Below are 18183 nucleotides of genomic sequence, written 5' to 3'. Positions count from 1 at the left end.
CGGTTCAAGAGAGCGCCGTTCATGACGACGGGCCGCTGGATCGCGCTGCTCGTCGTCGTGCTGGCGCTGCTGCTCGTCGCGTTCAACGCGTATTATCGTTACGTGCAAGCGCCGGTATGGAAGGCGGAGGCGTCCGCCGAAGCGGACGCGAAGCAGCGCAGCGGACTGAAAGACATCGCCGGCTCGTATGCGTACGTCTGGGATGAGCCGGTATGGGTCGTCAAGGGCAAGGACGAGAGCGGCGCGCCCGCTTACGCCTGGCTCAAGAAGGAGGCGACCATCACGCTCAAGGCGAGCGAAGGCCGAACGAAGGCCGAGATCAAAGCGGCGTTCCTGCAGCAGAAGCCGGATGCCGATATCGCCCATATCCGCCTCGGCCTGTTCGGCGGCGAGCCGGTATGGGAAGTGTTTTACGCGCGCAAGCAAAGCGGCGCCGTTTATCATTTCTATGACTTTTACCGGTATCGCGACGGTTCGCTGATCGTCATGTATAAGCTGCCGGCCCAATAGCGGCAGGCAAGCCTGCCAGCATTCCCCGGCTCCTGGAATCTACGGATTATGATATACTTTCGTATAGCGGCATTGATAGACGAAAGGATAACGAATCCAAGGATGAAGGGAGCTTTTTGCCATGAAATTACGTCCGTTGCCGATTGCGCTGACGGCTGTCATATCCGCCGCCCTGCTTACCGGCGGGTGGTTCATGTACCGCAACGAAGCCGACCTTAAGCCGCTTGACCGCATCGCGACCGGCGCGCCCGGCGTCGTGAACGCCAAGCCCGTCATCGGCCGCGACGCCGTGACCGTGAATCTGACGCTCAACGGGGTTGCGAATCTTCGGCATATATACGATACGATCGCCACGAAAGGCGATGCCATCATCGGTTCCAAAACGCTTAAGCTGAACATCGAGCCTTCAGGCTCGTCCGCGAAGCTGGACGACGTCTGGTCTTCCATGCTCTTCAAGGTCGCCCAGGCGATGGACCACCGCGAATACGCGGCGATTCCGGCCGCCATGACGCAGGCGCAGACCGACCATCCCGGCATTCAAGCCGGTTCCGAGATGGACGACGCCAACGTCTATATTACGCTGAAAGACGGCCAGTCGGTCAAATACGTCGTGCTTCCGCGAGAAGCGAATACGATTGGAGCGTGGCCAAATGCTTAAATACGGCAAGGAAATGCTGATCGGGTTCATCCCGGTCTTGATTTTGTTTCTGCAATTCGCGGCAGGCATCAACGTCATGCCGCTCGTGATGCTGGCCGTCGTCGCCGGCGCGCTGATCTACATGGCGCGTTCGCGCGGCCATCTGGCGACGGTCGGCGGCGAGCGCAAAGGAAAGCCGCGTCAGCTGAAGCCGATGTCGTTCGAAGAGATCGGCGGCCAGGACAGGGCGAAGCAGGAGCTGATCGAAGCGCTTGACTTTCTCGTGCACGTCGACCAGATTTCCAAATTCGGCATTCGCCCGCTGAAGGGCATCCTGCTGACGGGCCCTCCGGGCACGGGCAAGACGCTGCTGGCGAAAGCCGCCGCCAATTATACCGATTCCGTCTATCTCGGCGCGTCGGGCTCGGAGTTCGTGGAGATGTACGTCGGCGTCGGCGCGAGCCGGATCCGCGACTTGTTCAAGGAGGCGCGCCAGAAGGCCGCCAAGCAGGGCAAGGCCAGCGCCGTCATCTTCATCGACGAGATCGACGTCATCGGCGGCAAGCGCGACGGCGGGCAGCAGCGCGAATACGACCAGACGCTCAACCAGCTGCTGACCGAACTCGACGGCATCCATACGTCGGATTCGCCGCGCATCCTGCTCATCGGCGCGACGAACCGCAAGGAAATGCTCGACGCGGCGCTGCTCCGCCCGGGCCGCTTCGACCGCCATATCGCCGTCGACCTGCCCGATAAGAAAGGCCGCGAGCATATTCTGAATCTGCATGCCCGCAACAAGCCGATCGATCCGGACAGCGTGAACCTCGGGAAGATTGCGGAGGAGTCGTTCGGCTTCTCCGGCGCGCAGCTCGAGAGCGTCATGAACGAAGCGGCGATTTACGCGATGCGCGAGGACGGGGAGACGATCAGCCAGCGGCATCTGTCCATGGCGATCGACAAAGTCATGATGGGCGAGCGGACGGACCGCGAGGCGACGAACGAGGAGCGGGAGCGCGTCGCGCTCCACGAGCTCGGCCACGCGATCGCGGCGGAGCTCGTCCGTCCCGGCAGCGTCTCGCAGGTCGCGCTGCTGCCGCGGGGCGGCGCGCTCGGCTACGTCCGACACAACCCGCAGCAGGACAAGTATTTGTACACGAAGCAGTTTCTCGAAGGCCAGATCATGATCGCGCTCGGCGGCGCCGCGGCCGAAGAGATGTTTTACGGCGAGCGCAGCACGGGTTCGCGCGGAGACTTCGAGCAGGCGATGAACATCGTCCGCTCGATGGTGGAATCCGGTTTGACCGAGCTCGGCATCGTCGACGGCTCCATGATGACGCCCGACAAATGGGCGGCCGTGACGGGCAACGTCCTAAACGAGCTGATGCACGGCGTGAAAGGACTGCTGGAGGCGCACCGCGACGTCTTCCTCTCGGCGCTCGACGTGCTGGTGAAGGAAGAAACGCTGAGCGGCGACCGGTTCCGCGCGCTGCTGCGGCAGCTGACCGCGGAGCGTCCCGGGGCGCTCGCGCAATGATACGCATTCGGACAAGAAGGCGGATGGACATCCGCCTTCTTATTTGCGCGCAAAAACGGTATACTAGAAGATGAAATTTGGAGGTGTGCACGATTGACTGCAGTGCGTAAAGTCGGCGTGGTAGGCGCCGGAACGATGGGGCAGAGCATCTGCGAGATGCTCGCCGCCAATGGGCTTGACGTGTATATGGCCGAGCAGAACGAAGAACGGCTCGCGCATGCCCTGGACATGATCGAATTAAGCTTGGACAAGCAGATGGAACGGTGGGCGGTGACGGCCGCGGAGAAGAAGCTCGTGCTGAGCCGCATCCATCCGAAGTCGTCGCTGAACGAGCTGCAGTCCTGCGAGCTGGTCATCGAGACGATCACGGAAGACTTGGACAGCAAGCTGGCGATTTTCAAGGAACTGGACGCCGTCTGCCTGCCCGACGTCATCCTGGCGAGCAACACGTCGACGCTCAGCCTGACGGAGCTCGCGAGCGTGACGTCCAATCCGGACCGCGTCATCGGCATGCATTTCGTCTATCCCGTCAACCGGGCGGACCTCGTGGAGATCGTGCGCGGGCTGAAGACGAGCGACGACGTGTTCGAACGGACGAAGCGGTTCGTGGAGACGACGATACATAAGAAAGGCGTCATGGTGTTCGAATCGCCGGGCTTCGTCACGACCCGGCTGATCTGCCTGTTCATCAACGAGGCGCTTCACGTGCTGGAGGAAGGCGTCGCGTCGGCGGAAGACATCGACAGCGCCATGCGGATCGGCTACGCGTTCCAGCACGGGCCGTTCGAGATGGCGGACCGGTTCGGGCTCGATGCCGTGCTGGCCGCGCTGGAGCGGATGTTCCGCGAGTACGGGGAGCTGAAATACCGGCCGTCGTTCATCCTGAAAAAAATGGTGCGCGGCGGCCAGCTCGGCGTCAAGAGCGGGAGCGGCTTTTTCGAATACGACAAGGACGGTGGACGGATATGATCATTCTTGTCATGAACGCCGGCAGTTCTTCGCTGAAGTACCAGCTGTATAATATGGAAGAAGAAGCGGTACTGGCCCAGGGCCGCGTGGAACGGATCGGCATGGATGCGTCGATTCTCGTGCACGAGCCGGCTGGACGGCCGGAAGTGAACGAAGTGAGCGAAATTCTGGACCATAACACGGCGGTGCGCCGGCTGATCGACATGCTGACGCATAAGGAGCACGGCGTGCTGCTGTCCATGAAGGAGATCGACGCCGTCGGCCATCGCGTCGTGCACGGCGGCGAAAGCTTCAAGGAGTCGACGCTCGTCACGGAGGACGTGAAGAAGGAGATCCGCCGCCTGTTCGACCTGGCGCCGCTTCACAACCCGCCGGCGATGATGGGGATCGCCGCGGTGGAATACAACCTGCCGAGCGTGCCGCAGGCCGTCGTGTTCGATACGGCGTTCCACCAGTCGATGCCGCAGGAGACCTTCCTGTATCCCATTCCGATGGTGCTCTACCGCCGTCATAAAATCCGGCGTTACGGCTTCCACGGCACGTCTCACGACTACGTCAGCAAGGCGGCGGCCGAGACGCTCGGCCGTCCGCTCGAAACGCTCAAGCTCGTGACCTGCCACATCGGCAACGGCGCGAGCTGCGCGGCGATCCTGCACGGCAAGTCGTACGACACGAGCATGGGGCTGACGCCGCTCGAAGGGCTTATGATGGGCACGCGCAGCGGCGATCTCGATCCCGCCATCGTGCCGTTCACGATGAACAAGGAAGAGCTGACGCTGAACGAGGTCAATTCCATGCTGAACAAGCACAGCGGGCTGCTCGCGATCAGCGGGATCGGCAGCGACATGCGCGAGATCGTCGAAGCGATGGAAGACGGCGACAAGCAGGCGAAGCTGGCGTTCGACATGTACACGTACCGGCTGCGCAAGTACATCGGCGCCTATGCCGCCGGCATGAACGGCCTCGACGCCGTCGTGTTCACCGCGGGCGTGGGCGAGAATTCCGCGGCGGTGCGCAAGGCGGTGTGCGAGAACCTCTCGTTCTTCGGCATCGAGCTCGACGAGGCGCGCAACGCGGTCCGCTCGAAGGAAGCGCGGTTCATCTCGACCGACGCCTCCCGCGTCAAAGCGCTGGTCGTGCCGACGAACGAAGAGCTGCTGATCGCCCGCGACACGTACCGGCTGGCGAAGCAAGACAAGGAATAGCGTTAATTCGAACGGAGGACGATAGAATGAAAACCTTAACGACGATCGGACAATTGAAAGACGCGGTCGGCCAGTCCGTCTGGATCGGCTGCTGGCTGAACGGCAAGCGCTCGAGCGGCAAGATCCAATTCCTGCAGCTGCGGGACGGCACGGGCTACGTGCAGGGCGTCGTGGTGAAGAGCGAAGCGGCGGAGGACGTGTGGGACGCCGCGAAGGAGCTGACCCAGGAGAGCTCGCTGTACGTGAAGGGCGTCGTGCGGGAAGAGCCGCGGAGCCAATCCGGCTTCGAGCTGACGGTGGAAGGGATCGAGGTCATTCAGATTTCGCACGACTACCCGATCACGCCGAAGGAGCACGGCGTCGACTTCCTGATGGACCGCCGCCACCTGTGGCTGCGCGCGCCGAAGCAGCGCGCCATTCTCGTCGTCCGCGCGGAAATCATCCGCTCGATCCAGCAGTTCTTCGACGAACGGAACTTCACGCTGGTGGACCCGCCGGTGCTGACGCCGTCCTCGTGCGAAGGAACGACGAACCTGTTCCATACGAAATATTTCGACGAAGACGCGTATCTGACGCAAAGCGGCCAGCTGTACATGGAAGCGGCGGCGATGGCGCTCGGCAAGGTGTACTCGTTCGGACCGACGTTCCGGGCGGAGAAATCGAAGACGCGCCGCCACTTGATCGAATTTTGGATGATCGAGCCGGAGATGGCGTTCGTCGACCACGAAGAGAACCTGCGCGTGCAGGAGCAGTTCGTCTCCTTCGTCGTGCAGAACGTGCTGAAGAACTGCCGCAAGGAGCTGGAGACGATCGGCCGCGACGTGAGCAAGCTCGAGGCCGTTCAGGCGCCGTTCCCGCGCATCACGTACGACGAAGCGATCGCGTATCTGCAGAAGCAGGGACACGAGATCCGGTGGGGCGAGGACTTCGGCGCGCCGCACGAGACGGCCATCGCCGAGATGTACGACCGTCCGGTGTTCATTACGCACTACCCGACGTCGTTCAAGGCATTCTACATGAAGCCCGATCCGAACCGTCCGGAAGTCGTGCTGTGCGCGGACATGATCGCGCCGGAAGGGTACGGCGAAATCATCGGGGGCTCGCAGCGGATCGACGATCCGGAGCTGCTGGCGGAACGCTTCGCGGAGCATGAGCTGTCCACCGAGGCGTACCAATGGTACCTCGACCTGCGCAAGTACGGCACGGTGCCGCATTCCGGCTTCGGTCTCGGTCTCGAACGGACGGTCGCCTGGATTTGCGGGCTCGATCACGTGCGCGAAACGATTCCGTTCCCGCGCATGCTGTACCGTCTGTACCCGTAATCGCCGGAAGCGGCGGACAACGGCCAGGTTATGCAAGGGGGAGGAATACGGCCGGTGAAACAAGACTTGTGGAAAGCGTACGCGCGCGGGATGGCGGCGGCCATGAACGGCGGCAGCGTCGTCGTTCCCGCCGGTCTGCTGCGCGCTTACCGCGGCGTCGGCCTGTCCGACGCGGACATGATGCTGATGCTGCAGCTGATGCTGTTCCGGCAGGCGGAGGGCGTCGATTTCCCGACGCCCGAGCAGCTGGCGGAACGGCTCGGCATCGCGCCGAAGACGGCGCACGGCCAGCTTGGCCGCTTGATCAAGGAAGGGCTGCTCGCGATCGACGAAGAGGCCGATCCCGTCAGCGGCATCGTCATCGAACGGTACAACTGGACGGGCTTCCTGATCCGCGGCGCCGAATGGCTGGCGGACGAAGCGCGCCGCTCGGTCGGCGCCGAACGGGAGCCGCAGTCCGGACGGACGCCGGGGGCGGCGCAGGACGCGGCGGAGTGGACGAAGCCGGCGGATCTGTATACGGCGTTCGAGCAGGAGTTCGGCCGGCCGCTGTCGCCGATGGAATGCGAGACGATCAGCGCTTGGGTCGACCAGGACCGGTATCCGGACGAGCTGATTCGTTTCGCGCTCAAGGAAGCGGTGTTCGCCGGCAAGCTGCACTTCCGGTACATCGACCGGATTTTGATCGAATGGAGCCGCAACCGCGTCACGAATACCGACGAGGCGAAGGCGCATACGCAGAAATTTCGCAACGGCCGGGGGTCTTGACCCCCGGTTTTTTCATGCGCGAACGCGGCTTCCGCTCGCCCGGTCCCCTCCGCGGGGCTTTTTTTCCGGAGGGGGTGCCATTTTACGGGAAGGTCTGCTATAATAAGCTCGTTGCAACCAATCGAATAGCGATGGGGAGCTGGGCATGGCCGGCTGAGAGGAGATTCCGCACGATCTCGACCCTAGACCTGATCTGGATAATGCCAGCGTAGGAACCGCGTACAATTGCTTGGCGCACGCCGTGGCACGGCGTCGTGGCAAGCCGTAAGCAGCTGATAGAGGCATCCTCCGGAAGGGGGATGCCTTTTTGGTTCGTTCGTGGACGACCGGCGCACGCGTTCGCCAAGCGAGGCCTGATGCCGCATCGGCGTTCGGGGCACGATAGGTAGCAGACGACGGGCGTCCGAGCGGCGCAGATCACGATTCGGGGCAGCATGATTCGCAGATTATCCGCGGTCCGGCAAGAGGGCAGGCGAGGGGAGAAACGAGACATGGGACACAAAATTAGACGGGGCGGCTGGACGGCCGCGCTGGCGACGGTGCTGATCGCGGCGCTGGCGTTGGCCGGCTGCGGTGCCAAGAACGACGAGGGGAACGCGGGCAACGCCGCGAACGGCGCGGGGAGCGGCGGTACGAACGCGGCCGCGAACGGCGGGAATGCCGCAGCCGGAGACGCGCTGAAGGAAATCAAGGTCGTGCTCGACTGGACGCCGAACACGAATCATACGGGGCTGTACGTGGCCCGCGACAAAGGCTTCTTCGAGCAGCACGGCTTGAAGGTCGATATCATCCAGCCCGGCGAAGCGGGCGCGGACACGATGATCGCGACGGGCGCCGCCGACTTCGGCGTCAGCTACCAGGAAGGCGTCACGCAGGCGCGGATCCAGGGCGTGCCGCTCGTGTCGCTCGCGGCGGTCATCCAGCATAACACCTCCGGCTTCGCGTCGCCGGCGGTCAAGAACATCACGTCGCCGAAGGCGTTCGAAGGCAAGACGTACGGCGGCTGGGGTTCGCCCGCGGAACCGGCGGTTATTCAATCGCTGATGGAAGAAGACAAAGGCGACTTCAAGAAGGTCAAGATCGCCAACATCGGCGACGCCGATTTCTTCACGGCGACGAAGAAGAACATCGACTTCGCCTGGATTTTCTACGGCTGGGACGGGGTCGCGGCGGAGCTGAAGGGCGAGAAGATCAACATGGTTTATCTGACCGATTACAGCGACAAGCTGGATTATTACACGCCGGTGCTGGCGACGAACGAGAAGATGATCGCCGGGCACAAGGACACCGTGGAAGCGTTCATGGCGGCCGCGGCCGAAGGCTACCGATTCGCGATCGACCATCCGGACGAAGCCGCGGACGTGCTGATCAAGGCCGTGCCCGAGCTGAACGCGGATCTCGTCCGCGCCAGCCAGAAGTGGCTCAGCCCGCGCTACCAAGCGGACGCGCCGCGCTGGGGCGAGCAGAAGCTGACGGTGTGGAAGAACTACGCCGACTGGATGTACGACCATAAGCTGCTCGACAAGCCGCTCGACGCCGATAAAGCCTTCACCAACGACTTCCTGCCGGAAAAGGAGAACTGATTCATGGCTAACGCACTGCTGAGCATTCAAATTTTGCCGCGCACCCCGAACGGGGAAAGCGTCATTCCGTACGTCGACCGCGCCATCGACGTCATCAAGGCGTCCGGGGTGCCGTACCGCGTCGCGCCGCTCGAGACGACGATGGAAGGCGAGCTGGACAAGTTGCTCGCCGTCGTGCAGGAGATGAACGCCGCCATGGCGGAGATGGGCTGCCCGTCGATCATCTCGCAGATCAAAGTGTATTACGTGCCGGCAGGCACCGCGTCGATGGACGCCCTGCTGGAGAAATACCCGGATGGGCAATAAACGCGCCCTCCTGCTGCCGCCAGCGATCGTCATGGCGGCTTTTCTGCTGCTTTGGCAGGGGGCGGTCTGGCTCTTCGGGACGGAGGCGTACGTCCTGCCCGCGCCGTCCGCCATCGCCAAGCAGGCGATTGATTCCGCGCCGCTGCTGGCGCATCATATGCGGGCGACGCTCGGCATCACGCTGCTCGGCTTCGGCATCGGCGCGGCGGCGGGATTCCTGATCGCGGCGCTGCTGCACGTGCTGCCCTGGGTCCGAGCGGGCTTTTACCCGCTGCTCGTCCTGAGCCAGAACGTGCCGGTCATGGCGATCGGCCAGCTGCTCGTCCTCTGGTTCGGCTTCGGCGCGCTGCCGCGCGTCATCCTGATCGCGCTCGTGACGTTCTTTCCCGTCGCGGTGGCCATGATGACGGGCCTGTCGAAGAGCGACGGCAAACTGTACGACTACATGCGCATGATCGGCGCCTCGCGGCGCCAGCTGTTCTGGCGGCTGGAGCTGCCCGGCGCGGTGCCGCATCTGTTCTCGGGCCTCAAGATCGCCGCGTCCTACGCCGTCATCAGCGCCATCTACGCGGAGGCGATCGGCGCGGACAGCGGCCTGGGATATTTCATGCTGATCGCGCAGCACGGCTTCGAGACCGTGAAAGTATTCGCCGCCATCGGCGTGATCGTGCTGCTCAGCTTGGCGTTGTTCGGCGCCATCGCGCTCGCGGAGCGGCTTCTCGCGCGAGGCGCGGCGCAGGGGCGAAGGGAGGGACGGCCGTCGTGAGCGCCGTACTGGAAGTCCGCGAGTTGTCCAAGCGGTTCCCCGGGAAGCGGGGGACGCCGGAGAAGGCCGTGCTGGACAACGTGTCGTTCCGCGTGGACGACGGCGAGTTCGTCACGCTGATCGGTCCGTCCGGCAGCGGCAAGACGACGTTGTTTCACCTGATCGGCGGCTTGGAACTGCCGACTTCGGGCGATATTCAGCTGCACGGCCGGAGCACGGTCGGCGCGCGCGGCCATATCGCCTACATGCCGCAGCAGGCGTCGCTCATGCCGTGGCTCACCGTGTCCGCGAATATCGAGCTGTCGTTGACGATCGCCGGCCTCGGCAAGCGCGAGGCGCGCGGGCTTGCCCGCGACTGGCTGGCCCGGATCGGGCTGGACGCGGCCGCGGACCAATACCCGGACGTGCTGTCCGGCGGCATGCAGCAGCGGGTGTCCTTCCTCCGGGCGCTGCTGTCGCCGCAGCGGCTCATGTGCCTGGACGAGCCGTTCAGCGCGCTGGATGCGCTGACCCGGCAGCACATGCAGGCCTGGCTGCTCTCGCTCTGGGAAAGCAACCGCCGCTCCGTGCTGTTCGTCACGCATAGCATCGAGGAGGCGCTGCTGCTCTCCGACCGGATCTTGGTGCTGTCGGCCGCGCCGGCGTCGATCGTGCGCGAAGTGGCCGTGCCGTTCCCGCGGCCGCGTTCGGAAGCGCTCTGGGGCGATGCGGCATTCATTCGCTTGAAGCAGGAGCTGTACGACATGCTGCGGCCCGACGCGGCGCGCGGTTAAACCGTTCTAGCGAAGAATCGGAAAGGGGGCGGCGCCATGAGCCGCTTGCGGCGATACGGCCGATGGGCGGATGCCCACATTCATCTGGATTTGTACGAGGAGCACGAGCGCGAACCGCTTCTGCGGCGCGCGTTCGGCCAAGGCGGCATAGCGGCCGTCGTCGCCGTCTCGATGCACCGGAGCTCCTGCGAGACCAACCGCCGGCTGGCGCGGCTGTTTCCCGGCCATGTCCATCCCGCGTACGGGTTTCATCCCGAGCAGCCGCTGCCGCCGGAGGCGGAGCTGGACGCGCTGGTCGCCTGGATCGAGGCGCGCGCGGCGGAGGGCGAAGAATTCGCGGTAGGCGAGGTCGGCCTGCCGTATTACGCGCGGACGGAAGCCGAGAAGGCGGGCCGCCGCTTCGACGAAGCGCCGTACGCCGCGCTGCTCGAACGGTTCGTCCGGCTGGCCGCGAAGCTGGGCCGGCCGATCGTCCTGCACGCGGTCTACGAGGATGCGGCGAAGGCCTGCGACTTGCTGGAACGTTACGGCGTACGGCGCGCGCATTTCCACTGGTTCAAAGGGCCGGAAGCGACGGTGCGGCGGATGATCGCGAACGGGTACGCGGTATCCGTCACGCCGGACGTGCTCTACGAAGCGGAGATCCGCGAGCTGGTCCGCGCGTATCCCCTCGAGCTGTTGATGACGGAAACGGACGGTCCGTGGCCGTTCGAAGGTCCGTTCGCGGGACGACGCACGGCGCCGGAAATGACGCGCCGCGTCGCGGCAGAGATCGCGGCGGTCAAAGGCTTGCCCGTTCCGGAGGTCGAGGAACGGCTGCTGGCCAACGCGCTGACGTTCTACGGCTTGTCCTGAGCCTGCCCGTCGCGGCGGCGGAAGAAAGGGCAACGTGCCATAGCGCGGGCCAGGCGTGCTTAATGCTCTTTCCGGCAGTCCGGGAAGGGCCTTTTTGCGCGCGCGTACCGCGACTTGGTCATAAATTGGTGAATCTTCGGGGAAATATGCTAAACTAGCACTATCAGTCTAATGACGCGGTCGCCGGCCACCCGGCGGTCCGTACAGGAAGGGCGAGGAAAATGGCCGATTCACAGCACCAGCACCAGGATCCCGTGAAGCAGATGATCGGGATCATGACCGCCAACGGCTGGCGGATCACGGAGCAGCGGCGGGAGCTGGCGGAAATCTTCTCTCGGGCGGAAGGGTACTTGTCCCCGAAGGACGTCTACGATCAAATGGCGGTCGCCCACCCCGGCGTCAGCTTCGATACGGTTTATCGCAATTTGCGGCTGCTCAGCGAGATGGGGGCGCTCGAGCAGTTTTATTTCATGGACGGCGGGCTGAAGTTCCGGGCTAGCTGCCTCGATCATCACCACCACCATTTGATCTGCATCAACTGCGAGAAAACGCTGACGTTCGAGTACTGCCCGATGGAGCAGCCGCTCGACCTGCCCGGGAATTTCAAAATCATCAACCACCGCTTCGAGGTATTCGGCGTCTGCGAGGCATGCCGAAAGGAATAGGCGCGCGGCGGCAGCGGGTTCGGAAGCGGAGCCGGCATCCGGTCTTGTATGCGAATCTTCAACCGAATAGGCAAGGCCAAACAGCGCCGCGGTCCTTTCTCAGGGAAGGAACCGCGGCGCTGTTTGCGCTGCGCGCCATCGACGGTCATGGCGCACCGGCGCCGATCGCTCCGCCGCGGCGTGCGGTTCAAGCGAGCAGCTCGCGGAGCTGCGCCTGCACGTCGCCTTTGAAATAGCCGCCGTGGTAGCAGACGACGCCCGCGATGGCGAGCCCGGCCAACTGCCGGAGCGAGCGGCGCGCCTGCTCGTGGTCGCTGTTCAGCCGGGCGTCCGGGAGCTTCAGCCGGCCGTCCTCGAGCACGAGCGCGTCGCCGGCGATCAGCGTCCCGCTTGGCCGGTGATACAAGCTGACATGCCCGGGCGTATGGCCCGGCGTGTCCAGCGCCTCGACGTCCTCGAGCGGCGCTTCGGCATGTCCGTAGCCGATCAGGCGGTCGACCGGCCCGCTCGGCGGATGAAGAAGCGCCTGGCGGAAGGCGGCGCGCTTGTCGTCCGGCACTTCCGGCGGCAGGGCGGCAACGGCCGCGTCGACGGCGTCCGGCGTGATTTTGACGAGCAGTTTCTCGCCTTGAACGTAGGGCCGTTCGAACGCCGACGCCCACGTGACGGGACGCGCCGGCAAGCCGTCGCGCAGCCCCGGAAGCCCGCCGATATGATCGATGTCCTGGTGGGTGAGCAGCACGTCGGTCAGCGATTCAAGCGGGCGCCCCGCTTCCGTCATGGCTTCCCGCAGCAGCGGCAGCTGACCCGGATAGCCGGTATCGACCAGCAGGACGCGGTCGTCCCGCCAGAGCAAGGTCGGATGGATCGCGGTCGTCCGGCCCATGACGACGGCGCGAAGTTCGAGCATGGCGATGCCGTTTGCGATGAACATAAAAAATCCCTCCGCTTAGAAAGTCTCGAAGACCATCTTAGCCGAAGGGAATGATGAGCGTCAACAGCATAAATTATTATTATAACACAAAAATAATTATTTGTCAATGACCTTAAACAAGGAACATCGCCACGATCGTCGTCGCCGCCAAGCCGATGAGGACGGGCTTCAGGTTGCGGCGCGCCAGCTCGAACGGGCTGACGCCGCAAATCGCGGCGGCCGGAATGAGCGCCCACGGAATGAGCGTGCCGCCGCCGACCCAGATCGCCGCGACTTGGCCGAGCGCCGTCAGCGTGGCCGCGCCGGAGCCGATGGCCGACGCGAACAGCTGGGCGACGGAACCGGCGAGCGAGATGCCGGAGAAGCCGGAGCCGTCCAAGCCCGTGATGGCGCCGGTCACGGTCAGGGTGACGGAGGCGACCGCCTGGTTCAGCGGCACGTGATGGGCAAGCGCGACGCCGAGATCGTTGACGATGCCCTGCGAGCCTGCCGGCAGCACGTCGCCGAACAGCGTCGCGAACGCGGAGTCGCCGAGGTAGAAGAACGCCGCGATCGGGATGACCGGCCCGAAAACCTTGAAGCCGAACTGAAACCCTTCGATCAGGTATTCGGTCGTCTGCTCCAGCCCCTTGTTCCGGTGCGCGAGCATGGTGACGAGCAGCAGGATGAAGATGGCCGTGCCGCCGACGAGCGCGGTCGCGTCGCCGCCCTGAAGATTCAGCGCGAACATGCCGGCGACGTCGAGCACGAAGAGAAGCGGAATCAGCACGGCGAGCGCCCGCATCCATCGTTTCGGAAGGACGATCCGGTCTTCCCCGGCGGACGCGGCGGGGCTGCCTCCGGCCACGAGGCCGTCGCGCCATTTACCGTTCGCGATGTCGCGGCGCATCATCCAGAAAGCGGCGACGGTCGTGACGACGCCCATGACGACGACGAGCGGGACGCTCGCTTCCATGACGCTCGAGACGGGCAGGCCGGCCGCGTCGGCGGTCAGCTTCGGCGCCCCTTGGATGATATAGTCGCCGGACAGCGCGATGCCGTGGCCGAACAGGTTCATCGCCATCGCCGCTCCTAGCGCGGGCAAGCCGACGCGGACCGCGACGGGCAGCAGCACGGCGCCGATGAGCGCGACGCCGGGCGACGGCCAGAAGAACCAGGACGTCACCATCATGATCAGGCCGATGCCCCAGAACGCGAGAGCGGGCGTCCGCATGAAGCGGGTCAGCGGCTCGACCATCATTTCGTTGATGCCGGTGCGAATGAGAACGCGGCTCATGGCCACGATGACGGAGATGATGAAGATGGTCCCGATGAGCTGCGTCGTCGCATAAATAAAGCTGTTGAAAATGCCGCTGACCGAGCCGCTCAAGCTGTCGGTCGCGATCAGCCCGAGGGCGAAAATGCCGACGACGCAGACGAGCGTCGTATCCCGGCGTTTGATCAGCACGCCGAGTATAAGCACGATAAACGCGAGGTAAACCCAATGCAGCGGAACCAAATGCAATTCCACGTGTCACCCTCTCCTTCGAGTCGAAACCTGGTGTTCCTGCTACATCGTATGCAGCGGCGGAGATGGGCGTTCGTCCGTACGGACGGCGCATGCGGGCGCCAGCGGTGCCGCCCGCGCCGCGGGCTGCATATACATGCCGCAGGCTTGTATAAGCCGGAGGGAGGTTGGCGATGGACAAACAATCGTTTTTCGGGCTGCTTCGGCCGATCGCGCGGCGGTTGTACGCGGAAGGCTCCCCGATCTTCCCGTCGGTCCGGCTGGCGCAGAGCTGGCTGGAGACCGGCGGGATCATTCCGGCCTGGAACAACCTCGGCGGATTGAAAGCGGCCGGCGGCGTTCCGAACGGGTATTGGAAAGGCGACGTCGTGAACAAGCGCACCTGGGAGACGGTCGGGGGACAGCGGGCGGAGGTCGTGGCGTCGTTCCGGGCGTACGACAGCGTAGGCGATTTTTATAAGGACCAGGATTTGCTCTACGCGCGAAGCCGGTACGACGCCGTCCGGAACGCCGCTACGCCGGAGGCGCAGGCGCGGATGCTGCAGGCCAGCGGCTACGCGACGGATCCGGCTTATGCCGACAAGCTCGTCCGCATCATCAACGACAACCGGCTGAAGGACAGCGACGCGAGAGGCGAGGAGGGAAAGCCGATGACGGCGGAGGAAAGGCAGGCGTTCGACGCGCTTCAAGCGGCCGTCGCGGAGCTGGCGGCGGACAACGCGGCGCTGCGGGCCAAGCTCGACGAGCAGAACGGCGCGATGCAGGCGCTCAGGGACCGGACGGCGCGGCTGGAAGCGCTGCACGCGGTGAAGGAGATTCCCGCTTGGGCGAAGGAGGCCGTAGCGGCGGCGGTGCAGGAGAAGCTGGTGGATTCGCCTTACGGCGCCAGCTACGACTTTTACCGGATCTTGTCCGTGTTGCGCCGGGCGAAATTGATCTGATCGGCGTTATCCGGCAGAACGCGCCGGCTTATCGGATCCGGTGCAGCACCCGCGTCCGCGAGCCGTCGGGCGCGGCAGGCCAGTTGAATACGAAAAGGACCCGCCGGAGGCCGCTTCGAGGTTCAAAGAGGCGCCAGGCGGGTCTTTCGTCGTTGAAACGCTTTCATGTTAAGCCGGCGAACGGTTCAAAACCGCACTTTCCGGGTCGCCGTAAGCGGAGGCTTGACGATGATTTCCATCAACGGAGCATCGCTGCGTTCCCCGCTCCAGTACTTGCGCGCGTTGCATTCGCATGCCCAGAACGATTCCGGGTGTCCGTAATGAAGCCAGGCGGCATCCAGCGTCGCATGATGGGCATGCTCGAACTCGATTTCCCAGACATGCCCGTTCTCGTAGGGAGGCAGCAAGCGCGGGTACCATTGAAACATCAGCTCCTCGAGCGTCGCCGCGGCGAAGAACGATTCGAACCGGGAGGGAAGCGCCGGGAAATGCAGGCGTCGTTCGTATTCGAAGATCGCTTCGATTCCGAATCGGCCGTGCAGCGGGTTTTCCGTGAAATAGGCTCGTCCGTGATACGAGAGGCCGTGCGGGTAATGCGCGCGCAGCGTCTCCGCCATGGCCGGCTCCGTCAAACCATGCGCTTTCAACAGCCCGATTTCGGCATGTTCCCGAATCGAACCCGTCCGGTCAAGATGGAATGCTTTCAACCTCGAACATTCCTTTCTGATCATAATTACATCGCTCTACATGAGTACCTTGCCAAGAAACGTTTTCCTCCAGAAATAACAATAATTTAGTGTTGTAAAAAATGGAAAATATAATTCATAATTGGATTTCCGGTATTTCCCGGACGGACGAACGAGATTGACGCTTGATGGGAACAAGCGTTCTGTTCTATACTGTAGAAAAAGACGGAAACGGATCAGGAGGGATTGGAGATGCCCCAAAAATACGTGGGTACGGTCGTGACGATGATATACTGCGATCGGTCCGGCCGGATAACGCAGCGCCGGATTCGGGTGGATGCGGTTCAAGGGGATCGCGTCAAAGCGTTCGATATGGAGAAACGGGCGCCTCGCGTATTTCGCGTCGCGCGGATTCTGGCCGTGATGCCGGACCTCCGAACCGCCTGAAAGCGCGTGAAGCCGGACGCCGCCTCGGCGAAGGGACGGAAGGCAAACAAGCAACCCGGTCCGGAATACGGCTGCCGGGCGCGGGTTGCTCTGCGATCGCGGGTTGCTTTAGGGGATTCGTTTCCGTCATGGGCGGGATGATTCGTTCCGGCTGCCCGGTTATTCTTCGATATACTTATCAACCGTGTTCAGGACTTCGCCCAGCTGCCGGTGGCAGAACACGATTTCGTTTTGATTGTCGTCCGTACTGTTCTTGACCGCATTGTAATTGTTCGTTTGCTTGAAAATTGTAAAGCCTCTGTAGTTTTCGTAGATCGTCCGCATGTTACCATCTCCTCGATGAATGATTTCGGGTTCAAGCAAGCTTGCTAAGGTGAGCGATGCTTTTGATGCGCGAAGATTCCCACGACATGCTTTGCTGCAGCACCGTCAAGAAACAAGGCTCCGATCCGTTCGGCAGCACGAACACGGGGTTGTCGCCGACGGACGTGACGGGCAGGCGGAAGGCTCCGCGCTCCCCTTCGCCGCTTGGATCGAACGCGGTCTGCTGGGGCCGGAGCGCCAGGCGCATCCGGCCGAAAACCTTGAATTGATGGCAGCAATCCGTCAGGTCCGCGTCATGCCAATCCAGCAGTTCGACCTTGACGACGAAGAAGAGGAACGGTTCGCCCCGTTCGCCGCGCAGCGTGATCCGGTCGGCGTCGGCATTATGCGCGTTCAATTCGTAGGCTGCTTTCTCGACGGCTTCTCTTTTCGTTCTCGCAATGACCATGCGCGAAATAAGCGCTTCGAACGTCGCTTGGGTGGAGCATTCTCTTGTTTTCATAGGACGGGTTGTATTCTCCTTTGATCGTATCATTGATCATGAATGTTTTCGGAATAACAGTATTTTATTAAATCTCGGCTAAAAAGTAAGTCGAACCGCAGGAGCGGGCGGCCGTTTGTTTTGTCGAATCGGCAATCTCGCCGAAAAAAGCCGGGCGCCTCGCGGATCGGGACGGTCCGCCAAAAGCGATCATTTTCGAGAACACAAAAGGGGCGGCTTGTCAATAAAAATTCGATGTGGTAAATGAAGTTGATTTCGACAAAAATCGCCGGCCTCGTTCGACAACTTCCTCGTCCGATTCTTGATATGGTTAATGATGTTGGTTCGTTATGAATGCCTTAGGCGGATGGGAGGAAGGGAAATTGATGAAGTTGGATTTAAGTGATATAATACGGCAACTCGGGATTAGTTCAGTTAAATTCAACGCGTGGAAAGACGCCGAACTGGATGTTGAAGCAGGCCCAAGAGAGACAGAAGGCCAGGCGTTTGCGATAAGCATGGACGAAGAGACTTGCGAGGGCAATGCCGATCAGATCCCGGATGAGCATCCCGCGGATCCGGGACGTTCGTTAGCGCAACGACTCCGTCTTCCTTAAGCATTCATCGTTTCCCGATCAAACGTATGCAAGTCAAGGCAAAACCATTGAAAAATGGTGACGCAAAGCTATAGGGGCTTCAATGCCAGCCAGCTGCCGGATGAGGAGGGAAATTGGCCGTGGTTGACATCGACAAGCATATTCAGGACCTAGTCGACGCGCTTCATTTGGACGATGAGACCATTCTGAAGCAATTTAATTTTGCGTTGGGCGAACGGGAGTTGACGCGCGAAGAAGCGCTGCGGTTCCTGGCCTTTCTCCGAAGCGAATTGAACGCGAAACGATAAAGCCGCCAAACCGGGCTTGACCGGAAGGCGGCTTTTGTTTTGCCTGCGGCGGAATATCGCGGCAAG

Annotated in this window: 21 protein-coding genes and 2 riboswitches; of the genes, 16 read left to right on the top strand and 5 right to left on the bottom strand. The window is 62.6% G+C overall.

Going from position 1 to position 18183, the window contains the following annotated elements; translation table 11 throughout:
* The first annotated feature begins 21 nt into the window (after positions 1–21).
* The 13 genes from BMZ79_RS06580 (at position 22) to BMZ79_RS06520 (ending at position 11893) form a co-directional block, all read left to right on the top strand.
* Positions 22–510: a cell wall elongation regulator TseB-like domain-containing protein gene (locus BMZ79_RS06580; protein WP_143088899.1), complete on the top strand. Its 489-nt coding sequence runs from the start codon at positions 22–24 to the stop codon at positions 508–510.
* Between the two features lie 121 nt (positions 511–631).
* Complete coding sequence (locus BMZ79_RS06575) at positions 632–1168, top strand: hypothetical protein (protein ID WP_090637764.1); 537 nt, start codon at positions 632–634, stop codon at positions 1166–1168.
* The gene (locus tag BMZ79_RS06570; RefSeq protein WP_090637762.1) at positions 1161–2681 is read left to right on the top strand and encodes an AAA family ATPase; all 1521 of its coding nucleotides are present in this window, start codon (positions 1161–1163) and stop codon (positions 2679–2681) included. Before BMZ79_RS06575 ends, BMZ79_RS06570 begins: the two co-directional genes overlap by 8 nt.
* A gap of 93 nt (positions 2682–2774) precedes the next feature.
* Entirely contained in the window at positions 2775–3650 is an 876-nt protein-coding gene (locus BMZ79_RS06565; RefSeq protein WP_256252585.1) for a 3-hydroxyacyl-CoA dehydrogenase family protein, read from the top strand.
* The gene (locus BMZ79_RS06560; protein WP_090637759.1) at positions 3647–4855 is read left to right on the top strand and encodes an acetate kinase; all 1209 of its coding nucleotides are present in this window, start codon (positions 3647–3649) and stop codon (positions 4853–4855) included. Before BMZ79_RS06565 ends, BMZ79_RS06560 begins: the two co-directional genes overlap by 4 nt.
* 26 nt (positions 4856–4881) lie before the next feature.
* Positions 4882–6177: an asparagine--tRNA ligase gene (gene asnS / locus BMZ79_RS06555; RefSeq protein WP_090637757.1), complete on the top strand. Its 1296-nt coding sequence runs from the start codon at positions 4882–4884 to the stop codon at positions 6175–6177.
* Between the two features lie 54 nt (positions 6178–6231).
* Positions 6232–6945, top strand: a complete 714-nt coding sequence (locus BMZ79_RS06550; protein WP_256252584.1) for a DnaD domain protein — start codon at positions 6232–6234, stop codon at positions 6943–6945.
* Positions 6946–7067: 122 nt separating this feature from the next.
* Positions 7068–7177, top strand: a riboswitch (TPP riboswitch).
* 259 nt (positions 7178–7436) lie between these two features.
* Positions 7437–8528 carry an ABC transporter substrate-binding protein gene (locus tag BMZ79_RS06545; protein ID WP_090637754.1) on the top strand — a complete coding sequence of 364 codons (1092 nt, stop codon included), beginning with the start codon at positions 7437–7439 and terminating at the stop codon, positions 8526–8528.
* A gap of 3 nt (positions 8529–8531) precedes the next feature.
* Positions 8532–8834, top strand: a complete 303-nt coding sequence (locus tag BMZ79_RS06540) for a thiamine-binding protein (RefSeq protein ID WP_090637752.1) — start codon at positions 8532–8534, stop codon at positions 8832–8834.
* Positions 8824–9600 (top strand): ABC transporter permease, encoded by a 777-nt coding sequence (locus BMZ79_RS06535; protein WP_090637750.1) that lies wholly within the window; start codon positions 8824–8826, stop codon positions 9598–9600. Before BMZ79_RS06540 ends, BMZ79_RS06535 begins: the two co-directional genes overlap by 11 nt.
* On the top strand, positions 9597–10373 hold the full coding sequence (locus BMZ79_RS06530) for an ABC transporter ATP-binding protein (protein WP_090637748.1): 777 nt from the start codon (positions 9597–9599) through the stop codon (positions 10371–10373). Before BMZ79_RS06535 ends, BMZ79_RS06530 begins: the two co-directional genes overlap by 4 nt.
* Before the next feature lie 36 nt (positions 10374–10409).
* Positions 10410–11228, top strand: a complete 819-nt coding sequence (locus BMZ79_RS06525) for a TatD family hydrolase (RefSeq protein WP_090637746.1) — start codon at positions 10410–10412, stop codon at positions 11226–11228.
* Positions 11229–11449: 221 nt separating this feature from the next.
* A complete protein-coding gene (locus BMZ79_RS06520) occupies positions 11450–11893 on the top strand; it encodes a Fur family transcriptional regulator (protein WP_090637744.1) in 444 nt (147 codons plus the stop codon).
* 187 nt (positions 11894–12080) lie between these two features.
* Here BMZ79_RS06520 and BMZ79_RS06515 read toward each other — a convergent pair whose 3' ends face one another.
* Together BMZ79_RS06515 and BMZ79_RS06510 are read right to left on the bottom strand one after the other, a co-directional pair.
* Positions 12081–12827 (bottom strand): MBL fold metallo-hydrolase, encoded by a 747-nt coding sequence (locus tag BMZ79_RS06515; RefSeq protein ID WP_090637742.1) that lies wholly within the window; start codon positions 12825–12827, stop codon positions 12081–12083.
* Between the two features lie 112 nt (positions 12828–12939).
* On the bottom strand, positions 12940–14337 hold the full coding sequence (locus BMZ79_RS06510; protein WP_090637740.1) for a hypothetical protein: 1398 nt from the start codon (positions 14335–14337) through the stop codon (positions 12940–12942).
* A 170-nt stretch (positions 14338–14507) separates the two neighbouring features.
* Here BMZ79_RS06510 and BMZ79_RS06505 point away from each other — a divergent pair, with 170 nt between their 5' ends.
* Positions 14508–15275, top strand: coding sequence for a glucosaminidase domain-containing protein (locus BMZ79_RS06505; RefSeq protein WP_090637738.1), 768 nt, complete (start codon positions 14508–14510; stop codon positions 15273–15275).
* Positions 15276–15460: 185 nt separating this feature from the next.
* Here the strand turns inward: BMZ79_RS06505 and BMZ79_RS06500 are convergent, their stop codons facing one another.
* The 3 genes from BMZ79_RS06500 to BMZ79_RS06490 all read right to left on the bottom strand — a co-directional run bounded on the left by BMZ79_RS06500 (position 15461) and on the right by BMZ79_RS06490 (position 17234).
* Entirely contained in the window at positions 15461–15982 is a 522-nt protein-coding gene (locus BMZ79_RS06500) for a hypothetical protein (RefSeq protein WP_090637737.1), read from the bottom strand.
* Positions 15983–16567: 585 nt separating this feature from the next.
* Positions 16568–16732 (bottom strand): hypothetical protein, encoded by a 165-nt coding sequence (locus BMZ79_RS34175; RefSeq protein ID WP_177222032.1) that lies wholly within the window; start codon positions 16730–16732, stop codon positions 16568–16570.
* Positions 16733–16763: 31 nt separating this feature from the next.
* The gene (locus BMZ79_RS06490; RefSeq protein ID WP_090637733.1) at positions 16764–17234 is read right to left on the bottom strand and encodes a hypothetical protein; all 471 of its coding nucleotides are present in this window, start codon (positions 17232–17234) and stop codon (positions 16764–16766) included.
* A gap of 362 nt (positions 17235–17596) precedes the next feature.
* Here BMZ79_RS06490 and BMZ79_RS06485 point away from each other — a divergent pair, with 362 nt between their 5' ends.
* Both BMZ79_RS06485 and BMZ79_RS34170 read left to right on the top strand, forming a co-directional pair.
* Positions 17597–17830: a hypothetical protein gene (locus tag BMZ79_RS06485; protein ID WP_143088898.1), complete on the top strand. Its 234-nt coding sequence runs from the start codon at positions 17597–17599 to the stop codon at positions 17828–17830.
* A gap of 27 nt (positions 17831–17857) precedes the next feature.
* A riboswitch (cyclic di-GMP riboswitch) is annotated at positions 17858–17931 on the top strand.
* A gap of 18 nt (positions 17932–17949) precedes the next feature.
* The gene (locus BMZ79_RS34170; RefSeq protein ID WP_177222031.1) at positions 17950–18117 is read left to right on the top strand and encodes a hypothetical protein; all 168 of its coding nucleotides are present in this window, start codon (positions 17950–17952) and stop codon (positions 18115–18117) included.
* Positions 18118–18183: the final 66 nt, after the last annotated feature.

Origin of the sequence: Paenibacillus sp. UNC496MF (genome assembly GCF_900113915.1) — a bacterium.
Lineage (GTDB): Bacteria > Bacillota > Bacilli > Paenibacillales > Paenibacillaceae > Paenibacillus_Z > Paenibacillus_Z artemisiicola.
This window is presented reverse-complemented; position numbering and strand designations above follow the sequence as displayed.